The following is a 20,348-nucleotide window of genomic DNA, read 5'->3' as shown; positions in this document are numbered from 1 at the left end:
TCCCACCGCTGCCCAGCGGGATTTGCGAGGCGCAGAGATATCTCCATGAGTTGTCCACGTACCAGTGTCTGCTTGAGTCCATTGCCTGCCAGCCAGGCTTCCCGTACACCGCGCATCCTGCTCGGTGGCCAGCATCAACCCACACTTTTACGCAACCTTGACGGCTTGTCGCGGCGCAAGGGGCAAGCGCGTGCATTTCTCGTACAGTTTGCCGAAACCTGTGACGGCTTTGCCCAGTTTGGCAATGACCGTTTCGACCTTGCGGTGATCCAGGCGCCCTTGGCCGCCGACGCCGCCGAAGTCATCGGCCAGCTGACACGTATCGCGCGCCAGGGGCTAATCACCCGCCGCTGAGCTGCGTGTCGTCCACGGGATTTTTCGCTAAGCTCGGAGCCCTCCGCTGGTGTGCGTCAGCGGAGGATGCACTGAGGAGAATGCCGCTTGAGCACCAACATCATCACCACTGAAGGTCATGAGGCTCTGAAGAAAGAGCTCGATCACCTGTGGCGAGTCTATCGTCCCGAGATTACCCAGAAGGTCACCTGGGCCGCCTCCCTGGGCGACCGCAGCGAGAACGCGGACTACCAGTACAACAAGAAGCTTTTGCGAGAGATCGACCGCCGGGTCCGGTACCTGCGCAAGCGGCTTGAAGACGTCAAGGTGGTGGCCTATTCGCCGCAGCAAGAGGGCAAGGTGTTCTTTGGTGCCTGGGTGGAAATCGAAAATGACGAAGGCGAGGTGCTCAAGTTTCGGATTGTGGGGTATGACGAGATCTATGGGCGCAACGACTATATTTCCATCGACTCACCCATGGCGCGGGCGCTGCTCAAGAAGGAAGAGGGTGATGAGGTGGTGGTGAAGACACCTACGGGGGAGGCGATCTGGTACGTCAATCGTATTTGTTATGGGATTGATGGGTAGTCGGGTTGTGCTGTTTTCAAGAGGCTTCGCGCGAACGCATCTCATACAGACCTTCGATTGAGGGACATTTCCCAGAGGGCCGCTGTGCGGCCCATCGCAGGTTTCGCCAGCGCCACAGTTCCTGCGCGGCCTTCGCCAGAATCAGATAGCCACACCCTCTGAAAGCCCAAGCCTACCCCTCCCGCAATACCACCAACGGACTTGCATTCAAGGCCCGCCGCGTCCCGACGACTCCAGCTCCGCCTACCACGACAGCTCCCACCACCGGCACCACCAGCAACCAGGGATGTGGCCCCCACGCCAGATCAAACGCATATCGGTAGAGCACCCAAGTAATCAGCTCGCACCCTAGCGCAGCCAACAACCCACTCACCGCTCCAAGCAAGCCGAACTCGATCCGCCTTGCCTTGACCAGTAACGGCCTGGCGGCCCCTAGCGCGCGCAACAACGCCCCCTGGCGAATACGTTCGTCCAATGTCGCCTGGAGCCCGGCGAATAGCACCGCCAGCCCCGCCGCCAGGACGAACAACAGTACGTATTCGACCGCCCATGTCACCTGCGCCAGGATGCTGCGCAACTGCGCCAGCAGCGCATCGACCTGGAGAATGGTCACCGCCGGAAACGCCCGTGACAGAGCAACGACTTCCTGGTCGTGCCCTGGCGCCAGGTAGAAACTGGTCAGGTAGGTCGCCGGCAGCCCTTGCAAGGTTCCAGGCTGGAAGATCATGTAGAAGTTGGGCTGGAAGCTGTCCCAGTGCACGGCACGCAAGCTGGTCACCCGCGCCTGGCGTTGCTGGCCGCCGATATCGAAGTCAAGCAGATCTCCGAGCTTGAGTTTCAGGCTGTCGGCAAGCTGGGCTTCCACCGAAACCCCAGGCAACTCGTCTGCAGCAGGTGATGCTTGCCACCAGTGGCCGGCGCTCAGGGTGTTGCCTGGAGGCAGTTCGGCGGCCCAGGTGAGGCTGAGGTCACGCTGCACGGCGCGCTCGGCGGTGGACTCCTTGCTGACCAACTGGCGCACCGGCTGACCGTTGATGTGCGTCAGACGTCCCGGTATCACCGGATACAGGGGAGCTGAGCTGGCGTTGATCGCCTGCAGTCGCTGGGCGAAAGGGTCGCGCTCGTCAGGCAGGATATTGAGGGCGAAGTGGTTGGGGGCGTCATTGGGCAGTTGAGCTTGCCAGGTATCGAGCAATTCACCTCGCAGCAGTGCGACCAAGGCCATGGCCAGCAGGATCAGGCCGAAGGCTAGCGTCTGGCCGGCGGCAGCCAGTGGATGGCGCAGCAGTTGACCCAGGCCCAGACGCCAGGCCAAGGGAGCACTGGCCAGCACTCGTCGCAGGCTGCGCAGGCCTAGCAGTAGCAGGCCACCAAGCAGCAAGGCGGCGAAGACGCCCCCGGCGAGCAAGGCCGAAGTGAGTAAAAGGTCCAGGCTCAAACGCCACATGATCAGCCCCAGGGCAAACAGGGCTGCGCCGTATACCAGCCAGCTGCTCGGCGGCACGGGTAACAAGTCGCGGCGCAATACACGCAAGGGTGGGACGCGGCCAAGGGCGGCCAGCGGCGGCAGGGCGAACCCGGCCAAGGCCACCAGGCCAGTGCCTATGCCGGCCAGGGCTGGGGTCATGCCGCCAGCCGGCACCTCGCTCGGCATCAGCCCTTGCAACAAACGGAACAGCCCCAGCTGCGCCAGCCAGCCGAGCAAGGCGCCGGTGGTCGCGGCAATCAGGCCGAGCGCGGCCAATTGCAGGCAGTACATGCCCAGTGCCTGATGTCGGGAAAGCCCCAGGCAACGCAACAAGGCACTGGCATCCAGGCGGCGGGCCGCATAGCGACTGGCAGACAGCGCGACGGCAACCCCGGCCAGCAATACCGCCACCAGGCTGGCCATGTTCAGGTAGCGCTCAGCCTTGCCCAGCGCACCACCGACTTGCTGGTTACCATCGCGTGTGTCGAGCAGGCGCTGGTTGGCGGCCAAGGTCTTTTTCACCTCCCCACGGTACTGCGCCAGCGCCTCGGGAGTACCGCGCCACAGGTCGCGGTAGCTGACCCGGCTTCCCGGCTGGATCACGCCGGTGGACTGCAGGTCCGCTATGTTCATCAGCACGCGTGGTGTGAGGCTATAGAAGTTGTTGGCGCGATCGGGTTCGTAGGTCAGCACACGGCTCATACGCAAGGTCTTCATGCCGACGTCGATGCTGTCGCCAATCGATAGCCCCAGCGCCGCCAGTAGACGTGCCTCGACCCAGGCTTCGCCAGGTGCGGGGCCGCCGCCAGGGGTTTCCTCGGCATAGGGCGTGGCGGCACTGCGCAGCTGGCCGCGAAGAGGGTAGGCGGCGTCGGCGGCCTTGATGCTCGATAGCTGGATGCCGCTGTCGCCGCCGACCACGCTGGTGAACTCCACCACATGAGCGTGCTGCAGGCCGGCCGCCTTGCCTGCGCTGATTTGCTTGTCTCGGGCCGGCGAGCCGCCTTGCAGCACCAAGTCAGCACCGAGGAATTCGCTGGCGCGTAATTGCATGGCACCGTTTAGGCGCGCGCCGAAGTAGCCGATGGCAGTGCTGGCTGCCACCGCCACCAGCAGGGCGAAAAACAGCACCCGAACTTCCCCGGCGCGGGCATCGCGCAGTAACTGCCGCAGGGCCAGGCGACAGAAGAGGGAGAAGGGCAGGCGGCTCATCAGGACTCCACCAGGCGGCCGGCATCCAGGCGGATCAGACGTCGGCAGCGTTGGGCCAGGCGCTCGTCATGGGTGACCAGAACCAGTGTGGTCCCACGCTCCTTGTTCAATTCGAACAACAAGTCGCTGATGCGTTCGCCGGTATGGCTGTCCAGATTTCCGGTCGGCTCGTCGGCGAACAGCACCGCAGGCTGGGCTGCAAAGGCGCGGGCGATCGCCACCCGTTGTTGTTCGCCACCGGAGAGTTGGCGTGGGGTGTGGCTCAGGCGTTTGCCCAGGCCGACCCGCTCCAGCAGGGTCCGGGCTTGCTCGCGTGCATCGCGGCGGCCATCGAGCTCCAGCGCAAGCATGACGTTTTCCAGAGCGTTGAGGCTGTCGAGCAACTGGAACGACTGAAACACGAAGCCCACATGCTCGGCGCGCACCCGGGCACGCTGATCTTCATCGAGAGGGCCCAGGTCATGGCCGGCGAGTATGACCTTGCCCGCACTGGGGCGGTCGAGGCCGGCGAGCAGACCGAGCAGGGTCGATTTACCCGAGCCCGAGGCGCCTACGATGGCCAGGCTGTCGCCTTGCGCAAGGGACAATGACAGGGCGTGGAGGATGGTCAGGTCACCTTCCGCGCTGGGGACCACTTTGCTAAGGTTCTGCGCAACGAGAATGCTGGGGCCCATGGAGAATCCGATGCGAGTGTGGTGGTTGAGTGCCGGTCTGGCCCTGTATTGCCTGGCCCAAAGCGCGGCGGCAGGTACACTGCTGGTCGTTGGGGATAGTATCAGCGCCGGTTTTGGCCTGGATAGCCGCCAAGGATGGGTTTCCCTGCTGCAGCAGCGCCTTAAGGAGGAGGGTTATACCGACCAGGTGGTCAATGCCTCGATCAGTGGAGACACCAGTGCCGGTGGCCAGGCGCGGCTGCCGGCGCTGCTTGCGGCGCACAAGCCGAGCCTGGTGGTACTGGAGCTTGGCGGCAACGACGGACTGCGAGGGCTGCCGCCCCAGCAATTGCAACAAAATCTTGCTTCGATGGTCGATCAGGCGCGTGAGGCGGGCGCCAAGGTGGTTCTGCTGGGTATGCGGCTGCCGCCCAACTATGGTGTGCGTTATACCAGCGCCTTCGCTCAGGTCTATGAGCGCTTGTCGGCTCAGAAACAAGTCCCCTTGGTGCCTTTTTTTCTTGAAGGGGTCGGCGGTGTGCCGCAGATGATGCAGGCCGATGGTATCCACCCGACCGTAGAGGCCCAGCCGCGCTTGCTGGAAAATGCCTGGCCGGCGATAAAACCCTTGTTGTGACGCTTTTATCGGGGCCGGCTTTCGGCTAATGTTGCGCCCCCCGCTTCGAGAGCCCCCAATGCCGCGCCCTGCCTGGTCTTTGTACGCCTATCAACTGATCGAGCCCGATGAACAGCTCGACCTGTTCGCTTGCCAGGAGGTTCGCGTTCACCTGGTGGCGCGTCAGCTCGAGCTTGGCGTGCCCGTCGATCGCACGCTGTGCGGTGGGCTGTTGCCAGCGCAACCGCGCTGGTCCGCAGTGGAGCGGTCGGTCTACCGCGATGGTCGCCTTTGTGCGTTGTGCCGAGCGATTCTCGATGCCCAGCGCCGTGGCATGCGTCCGGTGTGGCCGGAACTCTGAGCACCTTTCATCATCTGAAATGCCAGCATGAACCCGATGCCTCCCGCTTGTCCTGGGGTAGGTGTACAATCGATCCTCTTGACCCATCTTTCGAAGGATTTACCGGATGTTGCCGCGCCTTCCCGCCGTCACCCGTAGCTTGTCCCTGGCCGCCCTGTTGGTGGCCGGTCCAACCGTTGCGCTGGAATTGCCGTTGCCACCTGCCGGTGAAGATATCGTCGGCCAGGTCCAGGTGATCAAGGCCAAGTACGAAGACACCTTTGCCGACATCGGCACCGCCAATGACCTGGGCTACCTCGAAATGATCGCGGCCAACCCGGGCGTGGATCCATGGCTGCCGGGCGCTGGCACCGAGATCATCCTGCCGACCCGCTACATTCTGCCGCCAGGTCCGCGTGAAGGCATCGTCATCAACCTGGCCGAATACCGCATGTACTACTACCCGAAAGGGCAGAACGTGGTGCACACCTTCCCGCTGGGTATCGGTCGCGAAGGGTGGGGCTCGCCCATCGCCAACACCAAGATCACGGCCAAAACCCCTAATCCGACCTGGACGCCACCCGCCTCGATCCGTGCCGAACACGCCGCCGACGGTGACATCCTGCCTGCCGTGGTGCCGGCCGGCCCGGACAACCCACTGGGGCCGTTCAAGTTCACCTTGGGTGTACCGGGTTACCTGATCCACGGTTCGAACAAGAAGTTCGGTATCGGCATGCGTACCAGCCATGGCTGCTTCCGTATGCTCAACAACAACGTGCTGGAACTTTCCAAGATGGTCCCGGTGGGTACGCCAGTACGTATCATCAACGAACCCTACAAGTTTGGCATCAGTGGCGGAAAGGTCTATCTCGAGGCTCATACACCGCTCGATGATCATGGCAATCCATCGGTGGTGGATAAACATACTGCGGTCATCAATGCTCTGCTCAAGCGCGAAGACCTGGCCAACAACTTGCGCATGAACTGGGACATGGTGCGCGACGTGGTGGCTGCCGAAGATGGCATGCCAGTGGAAATCGCGGTGCCAGTCAATGGTGGGACAGCGCCGATGGTTTCGAGCATTCCCCCGGAGCTGCAGTAAGGGGGATGTCTCTTTCGGGAGGTGCTCCCGTTAACCCGAATCGAGGCCTGCCTTAGTGCAGGCCTTTTTCGTTTTTGCCGTTTGCTTTTCAGGCGGGAATAAAAAAAGCCGACCCACTAGTGGGTCGGCTCCATAACAATCCGTGAGGATTATTACTTGCGGCTGGCTTTGTCCAGCATGCGCAGAGCGCGCTCGTTGGCTTCGTCAGCGGTCTGCTGAGCCTTCTGAGCGGCAGCCAGAGCGTCATCAGCCTTACGGTAGGCTTCATCAGCACGAGCTTGAGCGCGAGCTGCTGCGTCTTCAGTCGCAGTCAGACGAGCTTCGGTTTCTTTGGATACGCTGCTGCAACCGGTAGCCAGAACTGCGGCCAGAGCCAGAGCAGAGAATTTCAGAACGTTGTTCATCGTGTTCCCCTTCAAGGACTTTCTATTAAAGAGCCATCTCTCGGAAAAGAGAAACTGGCCGGCGTACATAGTACCCATTACTTGTAGTAAGTAAACTGACTAAGCGCAAGAACTGCAAAAAAAATGTTGCCGCCCCCAAAAGGTGACAACCTTTGTATGGCATTTGTGAAAATTTTGCGCAGCGGCTGCAAGCATTTGTAGAGCGGGAACTTTTTGGTGAACTAATGGTGACTTTAACTGTCGGTCAGCGTCATAGGCCTAGAACACTGTGTACGCGGCCGCGAAGCGACCGGCAGGGGTTATCTCGTACTTTTTCCCCGAGCCACCTTGAGCAATCCCGCTTCCGGCGCCTACTATTTGTAGGGTGCCCGCGCAGCAGAACGATTCGGATCGCCTTATGGTCCAAGGGGCAGGGGTGGCGTAGAGGTTCCTCCGCCGGAAACACCATCGGTTAAGGTAAGGGTCTGCCGACAGACCTGCGAGGAGTAGTGATGAGCGAAGCGTTGACCATCCACCATGACCAGGCCGGTCATCAGTTCGAGACCAATGTGGACGGTCACCGTGCCTATCTGACGTACATGGACTTGGGCAAGCAGACGCTGGATATCTACCGTACCTTCGTGCCCAATGCCCTACGGGGGCGAGGCATCGCTGCAGCGTTGACCGAGAAGGCGCTGGAATACGCCGAGGAGATGGGCTACACGGTGATCCCCTCCTGCTCCTACGTCGAACGCTACATGGAGCGTCAGCAACGTCAGTCGAGCAAGGCCTGAACGGTACAATCGAACACCGAACATGAAAACGCCGGGCATTGCCCGGCGTTTTCGTTTGCTCCCGATTGTCAGCCGCGCTGACGCTGAGGCAGGACGTCCTTGAGCTTGGCGCGCATGCTGCGCAGGGCCTTCTCGGTGGCGCTCCAGTCGATGCAGGCATCGGTAATGGAAACACCGTATTGCAGCTCGTTCAGGTCCTTCGGAATTGCCTGGCAACCCCAGTTCAGGTGGCTTTCGACCATCAAGCCGATGATCGACTGGTTGCCTTCGAGGATCTGGTTGGCGACGTTCTCCATTACCAGCGGCTGCAGGGCCGGATCCTTGTTGGAATTGGCATGGCTGCAATCGACCATGATGTTGGCCTTGATCTTGGCCTTGGCCAGATCTTGTTCGCACAGGGCAACGCTGACCGAATCATAGTTGGGCTTGCCGTTGCCACCGCGCAGCACCACGTGGCCATAGGCGTTGCCCTTGGTGGTGACGATCGACACGCCACCTTCCTGGTTGATGCCCAGGAAGCGGTGAGGCTTGGAGACCGACTGCAGGGCATTGATAGCCACGGTCAGGCCGCCGTCGGTGCCATTCTTGAAGCCGACTGCCGAGGACAGACCGGAGGCCATTTCCCGGTGGGTCTGGGATTCGGTGGTGCGGGCGCCGATGGCCGACCAGCTGATCAGGTCCTGCAGGTACTGCGGGGAGATCGGGTCGAGTGCCTCGGTGGCGGTGGGCAGGCCCATTTCGGCCAGGTCCAGCAGCAACTTGCGACCGATGTGCAGACCGTCCTGGATCTTGAAGGAGTCATCCAGGTAAGGGTCATTGATCAGGCCTTTCCAGCCGACGGTGGTACGCGGCTTCTCGAAGTACACGCGCATCACCAGGTAAAGGGTGTCGGAAACTTCTTCGGCCAGCACCTTCAGGCGTTCGGCATACTCGTGGGCGGCTTTGATGTCGTGGATGGAGCAGGGGCCCACCACGACGAAGAGTCGATGGTCCTTGCCGTCGAGGATGTTGCGCACCACTTCTCGGCCGGCAGTCACGGTCTGCAGGGCCTTGGCGCTGAGGGGGAGTTCCTTCTTGAGCTGATCGGGGGTGATCAAAGTCTCGTTGGAGGCAACGTTAAGGTCGTCGATCGGTAAATCAGCCATCGTGTTACTCGTCAGGTCACGGGTGCCGGCCGCCAGCAATCCCCGTGCGGCCCAGCAGCAAGATTGTTCGCAACGGGGAGCCGAACCTTAGCGCGTTACAAGGTGGCTCGACAATGGGCTGCTCCCCGCCGGTACTGGGTTTTTACGACCAAGGCGTGATTTATTTGCAAGGTGGTACGGCCAGCTCAGGGGCGAGCGGATGCTTCTGCGTTCGAAAACCGAAGGGTTTAGGTGTAAAACCAAGTACCAGATTTCGGACAAGGAGCGCGTGTGGACACTTGCAACCCACGTATCGGCATTATCGGCAGCGGCGCCATCGGCGGTTTCTACGGGCTCATGCTTGCGCGGGCCGGTTTCGATGTGCATTTTCTGTTGCGCAGTGAATACCGCATCGTGCATGAGCATGGCATGGCCGTGGACAGCGCGGTTCACGGCCAATTGCACATGAAAGTGCAGGCCTACGCCTCGGCCGCCGACATGCCGCCCTGCGACTGGTTGCTGGTAGGCGCCAAGGCCACCAGCAACCGGGAGCTTGCACCGCTCATCCTCCAGGCCGCAGCCCCAGGTGCCAGGGTCGTGTTGTTGCAAAATGGCCTGGGCGTGGAGGAGCAGTTACGGCCGTCACTGCGCGCCGATATGCACCTGCTTGGCGGACTGTGCTTCATTTGCGTCAACCGCCAGGCACCTGGAGTGGTGTGCCATCAGGCGCTGGGCACGGTCAATCTGGGATACCACAGTGGTCCGGCCGAGGATCGAGGTGCCGCTATCGTTGCCCAAGGGGTGGCGCTGTTCCGGGCGGCGGGCATCGACTCCCAGGCCATGGATGACCTTGCTCAGGCCCGTTGGCAGAAGCTTGTATGGAATATGCCTTACAACGGTCTTTCGGTACTGCTTCAGGCCAGCACCACGGCACTGATGACGGACCCCGACAGTCGTGATCTGGTACGCGCGCTGATGGCTGAAGTGGTGCAGGGAGCCCAGGCTTGCGGCCATGACTTGCCGAATGGTTACGCCGAGCAACTGTTTCGCCTGACCGAAAAGATGCCTGATTACTGGCCAAGCATGTACCACGATCATGCCCAGCGGCGACCGCTCGAGTTGCAGGCGATCTATGCCGAACCGCTGGCACGTGCGCAAGCGGCTGGGTGTCATTTGCCGCAACTGCAGATGCTGTATCAGACCCTGGCCTTCATCGACCGTCGCAATCGCAGCGGCTGACCCCTCCAGGCCGGGCGCCGGCAGCGCGCCGGACGGCCAAGCGGTCGTACGCGGCGCTGCTAAGCTGAACCTTGCTCTGTCGTAACGGCAGTCGAGGAGGTCGAATGATTCATTCCATGCTGTATGCCACCGACCTCGGTGTATACGCGCCTTTTGTCATGCAGCACGCCTTGGCCCTGGCCCGGACATTCAACGCAGAGCTGTACGTGATCCATGCGGTGGAACCCATGGGCCAGTTCGCCGAGTCCCTGCTCCAGAGTTACCTCGACGAGCAGACCCTGGACGAGCTGCACAGCGAGGGTGTGAATACGGTCATGGCCAACATCGAGCAGCGGGTGTTGGAAAACTTTCGTGACGAACTAGGTGAAGAAGCGGACCTGGCCTTGATCCGGGCGGTGAGGGTGCGTCAGGGGGATCCGGCCCAGGTGATCATCGAGCAGGCTAAGCGCTTGAGCGTCGATCTGCTGATTTTCGGCAGTCACAGCCAGGGAGCAGGGGTGGATGTGCCGATCGGCCGCACTGCGGCGCGGTTGCTGCAACTGTCCCCGGTTCCGATCTACATGGTGCCGTTGGCGCAGCATTTGGGGCGTAGGAAAGGCTGAAACAGGGGGTAGGTCAAAACGAGGGCGCGTAACAAAATAGTTCTAGTTTTATTTCGGGAACCACTAATATAGTTATATCTCATCGCTGCCTGCTGCCGGTGACCTACCGCTGATCCGAGGGAAACCTATGAAGCTTCAACAACTGCGCTATATCTGGGAAGTAGCGCACCATGACCTCAACGTCTCCGCGACAGCGCAGAGCCTCTATACCTCCCAGCCCGGGATCAGCAAACAGATCCGTCTGCTCGAAGACGAGCTCGGCGTCGAGGTCTTCGCCCGCAGCGGCAAGCATCTGACACGCGTCACTCCCGCCGGTGAGCGCATCATCAATACCGCCGGTGAAATCCTGCGAAAGGTCGAGAGCATCAAGCAGATCGCCCAGGAATTTTCCAACGAGAAAAAGGGCACCCTGTCCATCGCCACCACCCATACCCAGGCACGCTACGCGCTCCCGCCGGTGATCAGCAGTTTCATCAAGCAGTACCCTGAAGTCGCCCTGCACATGCATCAGGGTTCGCCCATGCAGATCGCCGAGATGGCTGCCGACGGCACCGTCGATTTCGCCATCGCCACCGAGGCGTTGGAGCTGTTCGGCGATTTGATCATGATGCCTTGCTACAAGTGGAACCGCTGCGTGGTGGTGCCTCAGGGGCATCCGCTGACCAAGCTGCCGAAGCTGACCCTCGAAGCGGTCGCCGAGTACCCGATCGTGACCTACGTGTTCGGTTTCACCGGACGTTCCAAGCTGGACGAGGCGTTCAATCACCGTGGCTTGACGCCGAAAGTGGTATTTACCGCCGCCGACGCCGACGTCATCAAGACATACGTGCGCCTGGGGCTGGGCGTGGGCATCGTGGCCAAGATGGCTGTGGACACCAAGCTCGACAGCGACCTTGTGGCCCTGGACGCCAGCGAACTGTTCGAGGCCAGCATCACCAAGATCGGCTTCCGCCGTGGCACCTTCCTGCGTGGTTTCATGTGCGACTTCATCGAGAAATTCGCGCCGCACCTGACCCGCGAAGTGATGGCCAAGGCCATCCAGTGCCATAACAAGCAGGAGCTCGAAGAGCTGTTCGAAGGGGTCGAGCTGCCGGTGCATTGAGCTACAAGCTACAAGCCACAAGAAAAAAGCGGTCCTCATGAGGGCCGCTTTTTTCTTGTGGCTTGTAGCTTGGAGCTTGTAGGGTCAGGCCTTGGTGATCAGGTTGCCGGCGTGCAGGCCGCATTCCTTCTGGGTCGACTCTTCCCACCACCAGCGACCTTCACGTTCGTGCTGGTTGGGCAGCACAGGGCGTGTGCACGGCTCGCAGCCGATGCTGATGAAGCCGCGCTCATGCAGGCTGTTGTAGGGCAGCTCGAGCATGCGGATATAGCCCCAGACTTCCTCGCTGGTCATCTGCGCCAGGGGATTGAACTTGTAAAGGGTGCGCTCGGGTGTGGAAAACGCTGTGTCGATTTCCAGTGCTGCCACCTGGCTGCGAGTGCCGGGACTTTGATCGCGGCGCTGGCCGGTTGCCCACGCGCTCACGGTGGCCAGCTTGCGGCGCAGCGGCTCGATCTTACGGATGCCGCAGCATTCGCCATGGCCGTCCTTGTAGAAGCTGAACAGGCCTTTTTCCTTCACGAAAGGGTCGAGCAGGGCGCGGTCGGGGCTGAGGATCTCGATCGGCAGGTTGTACTGCTCGCGGACCTGGTCGATGAAGCGGTAGGTCTCCGGGTGCAGGCGACCAGTGTCGAGACTGAACACCTTGACCTGCTTGTTCAGCTTCCAGGCCATGTCGACCAGCACCACATCCTCGGCGCCGCTGAAGGAAATCCACAGGTCATCGCCGAAGTGCTCGAAGGCAAGCTTGAGGATCTCCTGGGGGGACTTGCTGGCATAGGTCGCGGCCAGGGCGGCGACGTCGAAGGGTTGGCTCATCAGGCGGTTTCCATCGTGTGTGTGGCGCTGTGCGCTCGTAGTGAGCCGATGGTAACAAAAAATGGCAGGTAGACGTTTGCCTTGAGGCGCCTCTTCGCGGTTCGGCCCGTGAAGAGGCGCCAACGGTCACAAGCTTTGCAGGGTTTCCATCAATACCCGCACCTTGGCGATGGACTCTTCGTACTCGGCCTGCCATTCGGAGTCGGCCACCACTGCGCCACCGCCCCAGCAGCAGACCTGACCTTTCTTGACCAACAGGCTGCGAATGGCGATGGAACTGTCCATCTCGCCCCGTACGTCCACGTACAGCAGCGAGCCGCAGTACAGCGCGCGGCGCGTCGGCTCGAGCTCGTCGATGATCTGCATGGCGCGGATTTTCGGGGCGCCGGTGATCGAGCCACCGGGGAAGCTGTCGCCGATCAGGTCCAGGGCATCCTTGCCGGCGGCTAGGCGCCCGGTGATGCTACTGACCAGGTGGTGGACGTTGGGGTAGCTTTCCAGGCTGAACAGCTCAGGCACCTTGACCGAGCCGATCTGGCAGGTGCGCCCCAGGTCGTTGCGCAGCAGGTCGACGATCATCAGGTTTTCCGAGCGATCCTTGGGGCTGTTCTGCAGCTCGGCGGCGTTGCGTGCGTCCTGCTGCGGATCGGCGGAGCGAGGGCGGGTGCCTTTGATCGGCCGGGTTTCAACCTGGCCCTGGCTTACCTGGATGAAGCGCTCCGGCGAGAAGCTCAGCAAGGCGCTGCCGTCGGCCAGCTGCTGATAGCCGGAGAACGGCGTCGGGCAGGCCTTGCGCAGCGCCTGATACGCCCGCCACGGGTCGCCTTGGCAGGGGGCGCGGAAACGCTGAGTCAGGTTGATCTGGTAGCAGTCGCCTGCCTGAATGTACGCCTGTACCTGATCGAACGCGTCTCGGTATTGCGTAGGATGCAGGTCACCGCGCATCGGCGCGAGCAAAGTGAAATCGCTTGCCTCATCGGCCTCAGGCGTTTCGAACAGCTCGATCAGGCGGGCGCGTTCGCCGGCCTCGAGGCTGGGGTGGAACACCAAGTGTGTCGTGCAGCGCAAATGATCACTGACCATGGCCCAGGCATACAGGCCCAGCTGCGCGTCCGGCAGGCCAAGGTCATCCTTAGCCTGGCTGGGTAAGTGCTCCAGGCGTCGACCGAAATCGTAGCTCAGGTAGCCGATCAGGCCGCCGGCGAACGGCAGTTCGATGCCGTCGGGCAACGTCGCGTGACCCAGATGAGCAAGAGCATCGCGAAGGCGTTGCAGATAGGCTCGGCCATCTTCTCCCGCCTCGGCTTGCAAATGCTGCAACGGCCAGGCGCTGAGCAGGTCGAAGCGACCACGCTCGGCGCCGGGGCGGGCACTGTCGAGCAGGATCGCGCCCGGCGCCTGACGCAGGCGGGCGAAATGGACAGCGGGGTCGATCTGATAGGGCAGGGGGTGAAGCGTACAGGTTGGCATCAGAGTGGACGGCGATGACAAAGCGAGGAGGGGGATTGTATTCGCCTGTGGGAGAAGCGCAAAGCTGTCGGGCGGAGAAGATGGCAGATGGCGAGGCTAGGCTCGTTCGCGACTGAGCCGGCTCCCACAGTAAAAGCGCTTGCACTGTGGGGGCCGGCGAAGCCTACGATGGGCTGCAGGGCAGCCCTGGGTTTATTGCGGGTGAACGTGCCCGAAGAGGCCTTGGGACACGCGTACGCGTTGCTCGGCGGTTTCCTTCACGCCGTCTTTGGCCAGCGCTTCCAGGTGCGCCTCGATGGCGTGGGTGCGCTGGGTCAGGCCGCAGTCGTTGGCGATCTGGATATTCAGACCCGGGCGGGCGTTGAGCTCGAGAATCAGCGGGCCTTTGTCCTGGTCCAGGACCATGTCGACCCCGATGTAGCCCAGGCCGCACAGTTCGTAGCAGCTGGCTGCCAGCTTCATGAAGCCATCCCAGTTCGGCAACTGCACACCATCCACCGCGTTGGTGGTGTCCGGGTGCTTGCTGATGATCTTGTTCAGCCAAGTGCCACGCAGGGTCAGGCCGGTGGCCAGGTCCACGCCCACGCCGATCGCACCCTGGTGCAGGTTGGCCTTGCCGCCGGACTGGCGGGTGGGCAGGCGCAGCATGGCCATCACCGGGTAGCCCATCAGCACGATGATGCGAATGTCCGGCACCCCTTCATAGCTGATGCTCTTGAAGATCTGGTCCGGGGTGACTCGATACTCGATCAGCGCGCGGTCGCGGTGCCCTCCGAGCGAATAGAGCCCGGTGAGGATGCTGGAGATCTGATGCTCGATCTCCTCGTGGCTGATGATCTTGCCCGACACCGTGCGGTAACGGTCCTCGAAGCGGTCGGCGATCACCATGATGCCGTCACCACCGGCCCCCTGGGCCGGTTTGATGACGAAATCGTTGCGGTTGCCGATGATCTGGTCGAGTTTCTCGATCTGCTTTTCGGTCTCGATGATGCCGTACATCTCCGGCACATGGATGCCGGCCTTGATCGCACGCTCCTTGGTGATGATCTTGTCGTCGACGATCGGGTACAGGTGGCGCTTGTTGTACTTCAGGACGTAGTCCGCGTTGCGCCGGTTGATACCCATGATGCCCCGGGCCTCCAGGGCTTTCCAGGTCTTGATCAGTCCGAACATCAGGCGTCAGCCTTCACGAAAGCCTTGAAGCGAACGAGCTCGGTCAGGCGGTAGCCGCGGTAGCGACCCATCGCCAGCATGAAGCCCACCAGGATCAGCAGTACGGCCGGGAAGGTGAAGACGAAGTACACCAGCTCCGGCACCATCATCAGCAGATGCGCCAGCGAAGCAGCGAACAGGGTGCCGATGGCCACCTTCATGGCATGGCCGCCGCCACGCTCTTCCCAGGTGATCGACAGGCGTTCGATGGTCATGGTCAGGATCACCATTGGGAACAGGGCCACCGAGAGGCCGCGTTCCAGACCCAGCTTGTGACTGAACAGGCTGATGGCGGCGATCAGGACCACGACGAAGGTCAGCACCACCGACAGGCGCGGGAGCATCTGCAGCTTCAGGTGTTCAAGGTACGAGCGCAGCGACAGACCCAGGGCGGTGATCACCGTGAACAGCATGATGCCAAAGCCCAGCTGGGTTTCGCGGAAGGCCAGGGCGATCAGGACCGGGGTGAAGGTGCCGAGGGTCTGGATGCCGATCAGGTTGCGCAGCACCAGGATCACCAGCACACCGATCGGGATCATCACCATGATCATGAAGGTCTGCTGGGTCTGCAGGGGCAGGCCGTACAAGGAGTATTCCAGGAAGTCGGCGTCGGTGTTCTCGTCGGTCAGCTTGGCCAGGCGGATGGCGTTCATCTCGCTGTTGTTCATGCTGAAGGTGACGTTGGCTTTCTTGCCGCCATCGACGGTGATCAGGTTGTCATCACCGGTCCACCACAGCAGGCGATCGCTGGGCAGACCCTGTTCGCCGGTATCGGGATTGAAGTACAGCCAGTCGTTGCCGTTGAAGCTGCGCAGCCACAGTTCGGGTGTTTGCGGGGTGTCGGCAACCAGGCGGATGGTGTGGACTTTCTCCATCGGCACGTGGGCGATGGACAGCAGCAGGTCGATGACTTGGGCTTTCTTCATCGACGAGGTATCGCCGGCCAGCAGCAGCTTGACGTTGTCGTCGTTGAGGTTGTTGACCCGCTTGATGGTCTCGCTGACGAAGGTCTCGACATCGGCCGAATGCTGGCGGATCGGTGCCATCAGCGCTTCAGCGGCGATCTTCTCAGGGCCTTCGACCGCCAGGCTGTCGCGGAAGGTCGGGCCTTTGACCGTGGTCTTCTCGTTGCTGTAGCGCTTGGTCAGCACCAGGCGGTAGTAAAGGGTCTGGTTGCCGCTGGCTCGGCGGGCCGACCAGGTCACCTTGCGGTTGCCGTCGGCGCGGTTGACGCTCACCCCATAGTTGTTGGAGATGAAGCTCTCGTTGAGGCTGACATAGTCACGGTTCAGGGGGGGCACGAACATCTGCACCTTGACCGGGTCCTTCGAGTTGGCGACGAACTCGACCTTGGCGTCGATGTTCCACAAATCGTCGGTTTCATCCTCGGTCACCGGGATGCCAAGGATGAAGATCTGATAGGCCGTGACCAGCACGCCCAGGAGCACCAGGACGGTGATCAGGACTTTCAGGTGAAGGGTAAGAGAGCGCATCGGAATTACTCTGCGGTGGGAGCTTTGGTGGCGCAGGCAGGTTTGCCGGCCGCGTATTTAAGGCTTGGGTCGACCAGCGCGTCAAAGTGCTTGAGCGCCTCGGAACCAATGAGCAACGGGAACTGGAAGGCACTGCGGTCGGTGAGGTTGACCTCGATGGTGCGCCTGGCCTGACCCATGCAGATATCCAGTTCGATGACCGGGCGGGCGGTGTAGGCCTTGCCTTCGTCGGGGTTGTAGTCGCCTGCCCGGCGCTTGATCTTGCTGACGCGGGCCAAGGGACGCTCGATCGGATGCGAATGGGCAGCATCGATGGCCAGGTAGAAACGTACCCAGCTTTCGCCGTTGCGCTTGAAGCGCTTGATGTCTCGGGCACTCAGGGACGCGGTCTTGGCGCCGGTGTCGAGTTTGGCCGCCACCTCCAGATCAAGATCGGAAAGGCGTGCATATTCATTCAGGCCGTACACGGTCTTTTCTCCCGCCTGGCCAAGGGCCGGCAGCAGGGCGAGGCAGAACAGCAATGAAGCGGGTGTAAGTCTCATAAATCCTGGCGCGGTGCTGTGCGGGTTCGGGGCAAGGCGACTGGCAAGTACTGCGCAAGCTTCCTCGTTCATCTGTCAACACGCTGAAAAGGTTGGCAGACACACTATCCATACTCCCTTGGGAGGCGCGGCATTCTATCACGCCGACAGTTGGACGCCAGCGCGCCGCGATCTGACAGCAGGTGTATCGGGTAAGTTCGTTCTTAGACGATTGTCGACAATATTGATTTTGTCTTTGACTCCATTGCTCCGTTTAGCTAGCTTTGGCGCTATTGAAACGCAAGGTGTCGACAATATGTTGGATGCAAGCCAAGCGCTCCTGTCTGCGTCGGATGAGTCGGAAACGCTCTCGGAGAACGTCTTCCGGCGTATCCAGGCGGCCATCGTCAAAGGCGAGATCGCCCCGGGCAGCAAGATCTCCGAACCGGAACTGGCTCGCACCTATGGGATAAGCCGTGGCCCGTTGCGCGAGGCCATTCACCGTCTGGAAGGCCAGCGCTTGCTGGTTCGGGTTCCGCATGTCGGCGCCCGGGTGGTGTCGCTCAATCACGCCGAACTCATCGAGCTGTACGAAATCCGTGAATCGCTTGAAGGCATGGCTTGTCGTTTGGCTGCCGAGCGTATGAGCCTAGTCGAGATCGATGAGTTGCGCCGGGTACTGGACACCCACGAGCGCGACGCGGCGTTCCAGGCCGGCGTCGGCTACTACCAGCAGGAAGGCGATTTTGACTTCCACTACCGGATCATCCAGGGCAGCGGCAACCAGACCCTGGTCAAGATGCTCTGCGGCGAGCTGTACCAGCTGGTGCGCATGTACCGCATCCAGTTTTCCGCCACGCCCAATCGTCCACGCCAGGCGTTCGCCGAACACCATCGCATTCTCGATGCCATTGCCGACCGTGACGGCGAGCTGGCCGAACTCCTGATGCGTCGCCACATCGGCGCATCCAAGCGCAACATCGAGCGTCACTACCAAGGCGCCGACAACAATAGCCCACGAGGTGAGTCATGACTTTGAAGAGCACGCCCGGCCAGCGTTTCCGTGACGCGGTTGCCGCCGAACATCCGTTGCAGGTGGTCGGGACCATCAATGCCAATCATGCCCTGCTGGCCAAGCGTGCCGGCTTCAAGGCCATCTACCTCTCCGGCGGCGGTGTCGCGGCGGGCTCCCTGGGCCTGCCTGACCTGGGCATCAGCGGCCTGGATGATGTGCTGACCGACGTGCGCCGGATCACCGATGTGTGCGACCTGCCGTTGCTGGTGGATGTCGACACCGGTTTCGGTGCATCGGCTTTCAACGTGGCCCGTACCGTGCGCTCGATGATCAAGTTCGGCGCGGCGGCCATTCATATCGAGGACCAGGTCGGTGCCAAGCGCTGCGGCCACCGCCCGAACAAGGAAATCGTCACGCAGCAGGAAATGGTCGACCGCATCAAGGCCGCGGTGGATGCCCGCACCGATGACAGCTTCGTGATCATGGCTCGTACCGACGCTCTGGCCGTCGAAGGCCTGAACGCCGCCCTGGACCGCGCCGCCGCCTGCATCGAGGCCGGTGCCGACATGATCTTCCCCGAGGCGATCACCGAGCTTTCGATGTACAAGACCTTCGCTGACCGCGTGAAGGCGCCGATCCTGGCCAACATCACCGAATTTGGCGCCACGCCGCTGTACACCACCGAAGAGCTGGCCTCGGTCGATGTCTCGCTGGTGCTGTACCCGCTGTCGGCCTTCCGGGCCATGAACAAGGCAGCCGAGAACGTCTATACCGCACTGCGCCGCGACGGTACCCAGAAGAACGTTGTCGACACCATGCAAACGCGCATGGAGCTCTACGATGCCATCGGCTATCACGCTTTCGAGCAAAGCCTCGATGCGCTGTTCGCCCAGAAGAAAGGCTGAAGGTTCGAGGCTGTGCAGGAGTGAGCGGCCGGTTCGCAGGTAAGACCGCTCCCACAGGGTTTTCGCTGATGCTCGATGATGCGCCGGACCTGCAGGAGTGGGTTTCACCCCACGAATGAGGCCGGCACAGGCAACCGAATTAGCCAGCAAGATTTCGATAACAAATTCAAGAAAGGAGAACACACCATGGCCGAAGCAAAAGTACTCAGTGGCGCAGGCCTGCGTGGCCAGGTGGCCGGCCAGACCGCGCTGTCGACCGTTGGCCAGGCCGGTGCCGGCCTGACCTACCGTGGCTACGATGTCCGCGATCTGGCGGCCGGTGCCGAATTCGAAGAAGTCGCCTACCTGCTGCTGTACGGCGAGCTGCCGACCAAGGCAGAGCTGGCTGATTACAAACGCAAGCTCAAAGGCCTGCGCGAGCTGCCCCAGGCCCTCAAGGAAGTGCTCGAACGCATCCCCCGCGACGCCCACCCGATGGACGTGATGCGCACCGGCTGCTCGGTACTGGGCACCTTGGAGCCTGAACTGACCTTCGAGGCCCAGCGCGAGAAGACCGACCGCCTGCTGGCCGTCTTCCCGGCGATCATGTGCTACTGGTACCGCTTCACCCACCATGGCGTACGCATCGATTGCACCAGCGACGAAGACACCCTGGGCGGCCACTTCCTGCACCTGCTGCATGGCAAGAAGCCGAGCGAGCTGCACGTCAAGGTGATGAATGTCTCGCTCATTCTCTACGCCGAGCACGAGTTCAACGCCTCGACCTTCACCGCCCGTGTCTGCGCCTCGACCCTGTCGGACCTGTATTCGTGCATCACTGCAGCCATCGGTTCGCTGCGCGGCCCGCTGCACGGCGGCGCGAACGAAGCGGCCATGGAGCTGATCGAGCGCTTCCAGAGCCCGCAGGAGGCCGTTGCCGAGCTGCTGCGCATGCTTGAGCGCAAGGACAAGATCATGGGCTTTGGCCATGCGATCTACAAAGAGTCCGATCCGCGCAACGAGGTCATCAAGGGCTGGTCGAAGCAGTTGGCCGATGAAGTGGGTGACACCGTGCTGTACCCGGTCTCCGAAGCGATCGACAAGACCATGTGGGAGCAGAAGCGCCTGTTCCCCAACGCCGACTTCTACCATGCCTCGGCGTACCACTTCATGGGCATCCCGACCAAGCTGTTCACTCCGATCTTCGTCTGCTCGCGCCTGACCGGCTGGGCTGCGCACGTCTTCGAACAGCGCGCCAACAACCGCATCATCCGTCCGAGTGCCGAGTACGTTGGCGTCGAGCAACGCAAGTTCGTGCCCATCGAGCAGCGTTGAAACAGAGCGCTCCGCGTTCCCTGCAGGAGAGGAGCAAGCCCGC

At 61.7% G+C, this 20,348-nt stretch carries 21 protein-coding genes; 12 read left to right on the top strand and 9 right to left on the bottom strand.

All coding sequences use genetic code 11. From position 1 onward, the window contains the following. Positions 1-45: 45 nt before the first annotated feature. Both AB1N67_RS15910 and greB read left to right on the top strand, forming a co-directional pair. Positions 46-354 (top strand): hypothetical protein, encoded by a 309-nt coding sequence (locus AB1N67_RS15910; protein ID WP_043213510.1) that lies wholly within the window; start codon positions 46-48, stop codon positions 352-354. An 87-nt stretch (positions 355-441) separates the two neighbouring features. Continuing rightward, the gene (gene greB / locus AB1N67_RS15905) at positions 442-921 is read left to right on the top strand and encodes a transcription elongation factor GreB (protein ID WP_043213512.1); all 480 of its coding nucleotides are present in this window, start codon (positions 442-444) and stop codon (positions 919-921) included. Positions 922-1,093: 172 nt separating this feature from the next. On the opposite strand, the gene AB1N67_RS15900 is transcribed toward greB, so the two are convergent. Further along, entirely contained in the window at positions 1,094-3,601 is a 2,508-nt protein-coding gene (locus tag AB1N67_RS15900; protein WP_289717617.1) for an ABC transporter permease, read from the bottom strand. Continuing rightward, positions 3,601-4,275 (bottom strand): ABC transporter ATP-binding protein, encoded by a 675-nt coding sequence (locus AB1N67_RS15895; RefSeq protein WP_043213513.1) that lies wholly within the window; start codon positions 4,273-4,275, stop codon positions 3,601-3,603. The genes AB1N67_RS15900 and AB1N67_RS15895 overlap by 1 nt, the downstream gene beginning before the upstream one ends. Before the next feature lie 10 nt (positions 4,276-4,285). Between AB1N67_RS15895 and AB1N67_RS15890 the strand changes: the two genes are divergently transcribed. The 3 genes from AB1N67_RS15890 (at position 4,286) to AB1N67_RS15880 (ending at position 6,312) form a co-directional block, all read left to right on the top strand. Further along, positions 4,286-4,891 carry an arylesterase gene (locus AB1N67_RS15890; RefSeq protein WP_332774445.1) on the top strand — a complete coding sequence of 202 codons (606 nt, stop codon included), beginning with the start codon at positions 4,286-4,288 and terminating at the stop codon, positions 4,889-4,891. Between the two features lie 58 nt (positions 4,892-4,949). After that, on the top strand, positions 4,950-5,231 hold the full coding sequence (locus AB1N67_RS15885; RefSeq protein WP_043215816.1) for a hypothetical protein: 282 nt from the start codon (positions 4,950-4,952) through the stop codon (positions 5,229-5,231). A 106-nt stretch (positions 5,232-5,337) separates the two neighbouring features. Continuing rightward, a complete protein-coding gene (locus AB1N67_RS15880; protein WP_043215815.1) occupies positions 5,338-6,312 on the top strand; it encodes a L,D-transpeptidase family protein in 975 nt (324 codons plus the stop codon). 152 nt (positions 6,313-6,464) lie between these two features. Here the strand turns inward: AB1N67_RS15880 and oprI are convergent, their stop codons facing one another. Continuing rightward, entirely contained in the window at positions 6,465-6,716 is a 252-nt protein-coding gene (gene oprI, locus AB1N67_RS15875) for an outer membrane lipoprotei OprI (protein WP_003259780.1), read from the bottom strand. A 491-nt stretch (positions 6,717-7,207) separates the two neighbouring features. On the opposite strand from oprI, the gene AB1N67_RS15870 reads away from it, so the two are divergent. After that, a complete protein-coding gene (locus AB1N67_RS15870) occupies positions 7,208-7,489 on the top strand; it encodes a GNAT family N-acetyltransferase (RefSeq protein WP_043215814.1) in 282 nt (93 codons plus the stop codon). A gap of 68 nt (positions 7,490-7,557) precedes the next feature. Here the strand turns inward: AB1N67_RS15870 and AB1N67_RS15865 are convergent, their stop codons facing one another. Further along, positions 7,558-8,634 carry a 3-deoxy-7-phosphoheptulonate synthase gene (locus AB1N67_RS15865; RefSeq protein WP_043215813.1) on the bottom strand — a complete coding sequence of 359 codons (1,077 nt, stop codon included), beginning with the start codon at positions 8,632-8,634 and terminating at the stop codon, positions 7,558-7,560. A gap of 270 nt (positions 8,635-8,904) precedes the next feature. Here AB1N67_RS15865 and AB1N67_RS15860 point away from each other — a divergent pair, with 270 nt between their 5' ends. The 3 genes from AB1N67_RS15860 (at position 8,905) to cysB (ending at position 11,556) form a co-directional block, all read left to right on the top strand. Further along, positions 8,905-9,852, top strand: a complete 948-nt coding sequence (locus AB1N67_RS15860) for a putative 2-dehydropantoate 2-reductase (protein WP_182942685.1) — start codon at positions 8,905-8,907, stop codon at positions 9,850-9,852. A 104-nt stretch (positions 9,853-9,956) separates the two neighbouring features. After that, positions 9,957-10,454 (top strand): universal stress protein, encoded by a 498-nt coding sequence (locus tag AB1N67_RS15855; protein WP_043215810.1) that lies wholly within the window; start codon positions 9,957-9,959, stop codon positions 10,452-10,454. A 127-nt stretch (positions 10,455-10,581) separates the two neighbouring features. Beyond that, on the top strand, positions 10,582-11,556 hold the full coding sequence (gene cysB / locus AB1N67_RS15850) for an HTH-type transcriptional regulator CysB (RefSeq protein ID WP_027593928.1): 975 nt from the start codon (positions 10,582-10,584) through the stop codon (positions 11,554-11,556). Positions 11,557-11,640: 84 nt separating this feature from the next. Here cysB and AB1N67_RS15845 read toward each other — a convergent pair whose 3' ends face one another. The 5 genes from AB1N67_RS15845 to AB1N67_RS15825 all read right to left on the bottom strand — a co-directional run bounded on the left by AB1N67_RS15845 (position 11,641) and on the right by AB1N67_RS15825 (position 17,092). Next, a complete protein-coding gene (locus tag AB1N67_RS15845; RefSeq protein WP_043214017.1) occupies positions 11,641-12,375 on the bottom strand; it encodes a phosphoadenylyl-sulfate reductase in 735 nt (244 codons plus the stop codon). A 126-nt stretch (positions 12,376-12,501) separates the two neighbouring features. Further along, a complete protein-coding gene (pabB, locus tag AB1N67_RS15840; protein ID WP_090346859.1) occupies positions 12,502-13,845 on the bottom strand; it encodes an aminodeoxychorismate synthase component I in 1,344 nt (447 codons plus the stop codon). Positions 13,846-14,037: 192 nt separating this feature from the next. Further along, a complete protein-coding gene (locus AB1N67_RS15835) occupies positions 14,038-15,018 on the bottom strand; it encodes an alpha-L-glutamate ligase-like protein (protein WP_043214012.1) in 981 nt (326 codons plus the stop codon). Next, positions 15,018-16,550 (bottom strand): inactive transglutaminase family protein, encoded by a 1,533-nt coding sequence (locus tag AB1N67_RS15830; RefSeq protein WP_043214010.1) that lies wholly within the window; start codon positions 16,548-16,550, stop codon positions 15,018-15,020. The genes AB1N67_RS15835 and AB1N67_RS15830 overlap by 1 nt, the downstream gene beginning before the upstream one ends. A gap of 5 nt (positions 16,551-16,555) precedes the next feature. Continuing rightward, positions 16,556-17,092 carry an ATP-dependent zinc protease gene (locus tag AB1N67_RS15825; RefSeq protein WP_043214007.1) on the bottom strand — a complete coding sequence of 179 codons (537 nt, stop codon included), beginning with the start codon at positions 17,090-17,092 and terminating at the stop codon, positions 16,556-16,558. A 295-nt stretch (positions 17,093-17,387) separates the two neighbouring features. Here AB1N67_RS15825 and AB1N67_RS15820 point away from each other — a divergent pair, with 295 nt between their 5' ends. The 3 genes from AB1N67_RS15820 to prpC all read left to right on the top strand — a co-directional run bounded on the left by AB1N67_RS15820 (position 17,388) and on the right by prpC (position 20,305). Next, a complete protein-coding gene (locus AB1N67_RS15820; protein WP_090346858.1) occupies positions 17,388-18,104 on the top strand; it encodes a GntR family transcriptional regulator in 717 nt (238 codons plus the stop codon). Continuing rightward, the gene (prpB, locus tag AB1N67_RS15815) at positions 18,101-18,991 is read left to right on the top strand and encodes a methylisocitrate lyase (RefSeq protein WP_043214002.1); all 891 of its coding nucleotides are present in this window, start codon (positions 18,101-18,103) and stop codon (positions 18,989-18,991) included. The genes AB1N67_RS15820 and prpB overlap by 4 nt, the downstream gene beginning before the upstream one ends. 186 nt (positions 18,992-19,177) lie before the next feature. Further along, a complete protein-coding gene (gene prpC, locus AB1N67_RS15810) occupies positions 19,178-20,305 on the top strand; it encodes a 2-methylcitrate synthase (RefSeq protein WP_043214001.1) in 1,128 nt (375 codons plus the stop codon). Positions 20,306-20,348: the final 43 nt, after the last annotated feature.

It is taken from the genome of Pseudomonas guariconensis (genome assembly GCF_040822035.1).
GTDB classification, from domain to species: domain Bacteria; phylum Pseudomonadota; class Gammaproteobacteria; order Pseudomonadales; family Pseudomonadaceae; genus Aquipseudomonas; species Aquipseudomonas guariconensis.
This window is presented reverse-complemented; position numbering and strand designations above follow the sequence as displayed.

Excerpts from the sequence above, each read along its gene's own strand:
- AB1N67_RS15910 (WP_043213510.1), top strand. The coding sequence starts at position 46 with ATGAGTTGTCCACGTACCAGTGTCTGCTTGAGTCCATTGCCTGCCAGC.
- AB1N67_RS15900 (WP_289717617.1), bottom strand. The coding sequence starts at position 3,601 with ATGAGCCGCCTGCCCTTCTCCCTCTTCTGTCGCCTGGCCCTGCGGCAG.
- AB1N67_RS15895 (WP_043213513.1), bottom strand. The coding sequence starts at position 4,275 with ATGGGCCCCAGCATTCTCGTTGCGCAGAACCTTAGCAAAGTGGTCCCC.
- AB1N67_RS15890 (WP_332774445.1), top strand. The coding sequence starts at position 4,286 with ATGCGAGTGTGGTGGTTGAGTGCCGGTCTGGCCCTGTATTGCCTGGCC.
- AB1N67_RS15885 (WP_043215816.1), top strand. The coding sequence starts at position 4,950 with ATGCCGCGCCCTGCCTGGTCTTTGTACGCCTATCAACTGATCGAGCCC.
- AB1N67_RS15880 (WP_043215815.1), top strand. The coding sequence starts at position 5,338 with ATGTTGCCGCGCCTTCCCGCCGTCACCCGTAGCTTGTCCCTGGCCGCC.
- oprI (WP_003259780.1), bottom strand. The coding sequence starts at position 6,716 with ATGAACAACGTTCTGAAATTCTCTGCTCTGGCTCTGGCCGCAGTTCTG.
- AB1N67_RS15870 (WP_043215814.1), top strand. The coding sequence starts at position 7,208 with ATGAGCGAAGCGTTGACCATCCACCATGACCAGGCCGGTCATCAGTTC.
- AB1N67_RS15865 (WP_043215813.1), bottom strand. The coding sequence starts at position 8,634 with ATGGCTGATTTACCGATCGACGACCTTAACGTTGCCTCCAACGAGACT.
- AB1N67_RS15855 (WP_043215810.1), top strand. The coding sequence starts at position 9,957 with ATGATTCATTCCATGCTGTATGCCACCGACCTCGGTGTATACGCGCCT.
- cysB (WP_027593928.1), top strand. The coding sequence starts at position 10,582 with ATGAAGCTTCAACAACTGCGCTATATCTGGGAAGTAGCGCACCATGAC.
- AB1N67_RS15845 (WP_043214017.1), bottom strand. The coding sequence starts at position 12,375 with ATGAGCCAACCCTTCGACGTCGCCGCCCTGGCCGCGACCTATGCCAGC.
- pabB (WP_090346859.1), bottom strand. The coding sequence starts at position 13,845 with ATGCCAACCTGTACGCTTCACCCCCTGCCCTATCAGATCGACCCCGCT.
- AB1N67_RS15835 (WP_043214012.1), bottom strand. The coding sequence starts at position 15,018 with ATGTTCGGACTGATCAAGACCTGGAAAGCCCTGGAGGCCCGGGGCATC.
- AB1N67_RS15830 (WP_043214010.1), bottom strand. The coding sequence starts at position 16,550 with ATGCGCTCTCTTACCCTTCACCTGAAAGTCCTGATCACCGTCCTGGTG.
- AB1N67_RS15825 (WP_043214007.1), bottom strand. The coding sequence starts at position 17,092 with ATGAGACTTACACCCGCTTCATTGCTGTTCTGCCTCGCCCTGCTGCCG.
- AB1N67_RS15820 (WP_090346858.1), top strand. The coding sequence starts at position 17,388 with ATGTTGGATGCAAGCCAAGCGCTCCTGTCTGCGTCGGATGAGTCGGAA.
- prpB (WP_043214002.1), top strand. The coding sequence starts at position 18,101 with ATGACTTTGAAGAGCACGCCCGGCCAGCGTTTCCGTGACGCGGTTGCC.
- prpC (WP_043214001.1), top strand. The coding sequence starts at position 19,178 with ATGGCCGAAGCAAAAGTACTCAGTGGCGCAGGCCTGCGTGGCCAGGTG.